Origin of the sequence: Caulobacter sp., assembly GCF_049283275.1 — a bacterium.
Taxonomy (GTDB): domain Bacteria; phylum Pseudomonadota; class Alphaproteobacteria; order Caulobacterales; family Caulobacteraceae; genus Caulobacter.
On sequence record NZ_JBAPVS010000245.1, the window covers coordinates 1 to 2,823 of the forward strand.

General features: G+C 68.6%; 3 protein-coding genes. All 3 read right to left on the reverse strand.

The annotated features are described in order from the left end of the window. Nucleotides 1-77 precede the first annotated feature (77 nt). On the reverse strand, nucleotides 78-461 hold the full coding sequence (locus tag WAL33_RS14005) for a hypothetical protein (protein WP_422182131.1): 384 nt from the start codon (nucleotides 459-461) through the stop codon (nucleotides 78-80). 49 nt (nucleotides 462-510) lie between these two features. Continuing rightward, nucleotides 511-2,058 (reverse strand): lytic transglycosylase domain-containing protein, encoded by a 1,548-nt coding sequence (locus WAL33_RS14010; RefSeq protein WP_422182132.1) that lies wholly within the window; start codon nucleotides 2,056-2,058, stop codon nucleotides 511-513. A 90-nt stretch (nucleotides 2,059-2,148) separates the two neighbouring features. Continuing rightward, nucleotides 2,149-2,823: uracil-DNA glycosylase (locus tag WAL33_RS14015; RefSeq protein ID WP_422182133.1), on the reverse strand; the 675-nt coding region annotated here is incomplete at its 5' end.

Here is a 2,823-nt window from a genome sequence, read left to right on the forward strand (position 1 = left end):
GCTGAAGGCGCTGCTGGGGCGGTTGAAGCCTGGGGCCGTGCGGCTAAGAAGCTGAGAAGTGGTTTGTCATTCTGCCCTTAGTTGCTGTTTAGCGTCAGGGGCACGATCGGCTCTGGCGCTGTGAACGCAGCGGTCAACAAGTCTAGATCGCCGTAGCCGTCGAAGAAACTGTAAGCCTCGATCATCTCAGCATACCCGTCGCGAACATAAAGTATGAACTCCAAGGGGTAGGCGTTCGGTCCTACCTCGGATCGGACCCATCCAGCCGGGCTGCTGGTGACGGTGACGGGGGCCAAGCTCTTGTCCACGCTGAACTCGGTGTAGAAGCCCAGGCCTGTGAAATCTCGCGCGGAGACCTTGGCGCTTTTCAGTTGCTCGACGAGAGCCTCGCTTTCGTCCGGACAGACCTGTTTGGCCAGGAGGGCGCTGACAGCGATTTCGAGTGCAGAGAGCTGTGTCATGGGACCAATCTAGTCGACGCTGGTCCGCAAACCCAGAGTGCCCGCGTGCCTACCGGTCCAGCCTGAAATCGATCACCCGCGCGCCGCTGGCCACGGCGTCCAGGGTCTGGGTCTCCGCGCCCATCAGCTTGCGATAGGTCCAGTACGAGGCCATGACCTTTTCGACGTAGTTGCGGGTTTCCTGGGCCGGCAGGCTTTCGATCAGCAGCAGCGGGTCGCAGTCGGCGCCGCCCAGCTGCTCCTGGGTCTTGATCAAGGTGCCCGGGCCGCCGTTATAGGCCGCCACGGCGCGGAACAGGTCGGGGCTCTGCAGGCCGCGGTCCATCAGCCAGGTGAAATAGTCCTGGCCGACCCGCAGGTTGAAGCTGGGGTCGAGCAAGGGCGAGGTGTCGGCCAGCAGCTTGTCGTCGCCGGCCGCGCGGGCGGCGGCGATCGGCATCAGCTGCATCAGGCCCGTGGCTCCGGCGCCCGACACCGCATAGGGGTCGAAGCGGCTTTCCTGGCGCACCAGGGCGTAGACCATGGCCTTGTCGATCGTGAAGCCGCCCTTGGGCTCCAGCGGGGGCAGGGGATAGTCCTCGCCGCCGACCCTTTTCGCCGCGCGGCCGGCGTTCAGCGGGGCCTTTTCGTTCAGGGCCAGGGCCAGGTCGGTCCAGTCGCCCCGCGCCTTGGGATCGTCGCCGGCCAGGGACAGGCCGGCGCGCAGCTCCTGGCCGGCCTCGGCCCAGCGGCCGATCTGGGCCAGGGCGGCGGCGCGGCGGGCGCGGGGATCGGCGGCCAGCAGGCGGGCCAGAGAGGCGGTGTCGGGGCCGGTGTAGGACACCTTGGTCAGCAGGGCGGCGATCGGATCGTCCTGGGCCAGGGCCTGGCCAGAGAGGGCCAGCTGGCGGGCGGCGATCATGCCGTAGAAGGTGTTGGGCGCGCGGGCGGCGGCGCCCAGCAGGTCCTCGACGTCGCGGGTTTGGCCGGCGGCCGCCGCTGACCGCGCGGCCCAGAACGAAGCGGCCGAACGCAGCCATTCGTTCTGGTTGTCGTCGGCGGCGACGCGTTCGAAATAGGTCCGGGCCTGGGCGTAGGCCTGCAGGCGGAAGGCGGACAGGCCGGCGATCCAGGGCTCGCCGACGCGGTCGGCCAGGGTCAGGGCCTTCTTCACGTCGCCGGAATAATAGGCCTCGCGGGCGGCGCGGGTCTTGTCGGCCGGGACGGGACCCTTGGCGTCGGCCACGAACAGGGCCGGGACCTTCGGCGCGGCGGCGGCTTTGGCGGGCTTGCGCTTGACGGCCAGGGCGTAGACCCGTTCCGCGCCGGCCTGGTCGCCATAGGCCGCCAGCCAGTCGGTCAGCTCGTCATAGCTGGCCGCATAGGCGCGCGGGTGCATGATCTTGGAAAATTCCAACCGGCCGCGCAGGCTACGGTCGCGGGCGTTGGCCTGGGCGGCCTCGGCGGCGTCGAAATCGCCATGATCGGCGGCGGCGAAGGCGGCGCGATAGAAGCGGGCGTCGGCGTCAGACAGCGGCTCGAGCGCCGACGCGTGAACGCTGAAAGCGGCCGCGAGGCAAAATACGAAGGCCGAGAAGACGGCCAGAGGGCGAGCCATTAGCTGCAATGCGTCCCCGCGCCCTAGCCTCGAAGGCTCCCTGACGCGTCCTCTGTCCACTGGGTGGTGTCCGACTGGTAGCCCGAGTCTCTAGTTGGGGCGATCGGGACGATCAAGTCTTTCACTGAGCATGAGCATGTCGGCCCAGGCCTTCTTCTTGGCCGCCGGTTGGCGCAGCAGGAACGCCGGATGCAAGGTGGGCAAGGCCGGAAGCTCGGTTTGACCGTCGGCGGAGGTCCATTCGAACCAGCGTCCGCGGAGCGACAAAATGCCTTCGTCGCGTTTCAGCAGGCTCTTGGCCGAGGCGCCGCCGACCAGCAGCAGGATCTTGGGCTGAACCAGCTGGATCGCCCGCTCGAGGAACGGCGCGCAAACGGCCTGCTCCTGCGGGGTGGGCGTGCGGTTGCCCGGCGGACGCCAGAACACGGTGTTGGTCACGAAGGCGCGGTCGAGCACGCCGGCGGCCTTGAGCATGCGGTCCAGGAGCTGGCCGGCGCGTCCGACGAACGGCGCGCCCTGCAGGTCCTCGTCGGCCCCGGGAGCCTCGCCGATGATCATCAGCGGCGCATCGGCCGGACCGCGTGAAACCACGGCCTGGCGGGCGCCCTGGGTCTTGAGCGGGCAGCCGTCGAAAGCGGCGATAGCGGCCTGCAGCGCTTCGAGATTCGCCGCCTCGGCGGCGAGCCGCTTTGGCGCCTCCTGATCGACTGTCGAAACAGGCGCGGCCACGGCGATGTGGTGGATGCTGGGTGGTGGGGTGACAAC

Bases quoted from the DNA above. Each gene is read 5' to 3' on its own strand.
- WAL33_RS14005 (WP_422182131.1), bottom strand. From the start codon at position 461: ATGACACAGCTCTCTGCACTCGAAATCGCTGTCAGCGCCCTCCTGGCC.
- WAL33_RS14010 (WP_422182132.1), bottom strand. From the start codon at position 2,058: ATGGCTCGCCCTCTGGCCGTCTTCTCGGCCTTCGTATTTTGCCTCGCG.